Below are 249 nucleotides of genomic sequence, written 5' to 3'. Positions count from 1 at the left end.
CTTGATGGCCTGCAGGTCTGCCGCCTGTTGCGCCAGGAATCGCAAGGCTTGCCGATCCTGATGCTGACCGCCCGTGACGACAGCCACGACCAGGTACTGGGCCTGGAAATGGGTGCCGACGACTATGTGAGCAAACCCTGCGAGCCCCGTGTGCTGCTGGCGCGGGTGCGTACCTTGCTGCGCCGCAGCAGTGTCAACGAGCCACGGCTGGACCACGACCTGATCGTGATCGGCGGCCTGCGCATCGAC

The 249-nt window shown here is 65.5% G+C and carries 1 protein-coding gene; it reads left to right on the top strand.

Annotation, left to right across the window (positions count from 1 at the left end):
* The coding region (locus GYA94_RS26880; RefSeq protein WP_161893476.1) for a response regulator at positions 1-249 on the top strand (249 nt) is incomplete at both ends.

The sequence above is a fragment of the Pseudomonas juntendi genome, assembly GCF_009932375.1.
Lineage (GTDB): Bacteria > Pseudomonadota > Gammaproteobacteria > Pseudomonadales > Pseudomonadaceae > Aquipseudomonas > Aquipseudomonas juntendi.
Note: the sequence above shows the minus strand (reverse complement) of the source record. Positions and strands in the feature narration are given on the sequence as shown.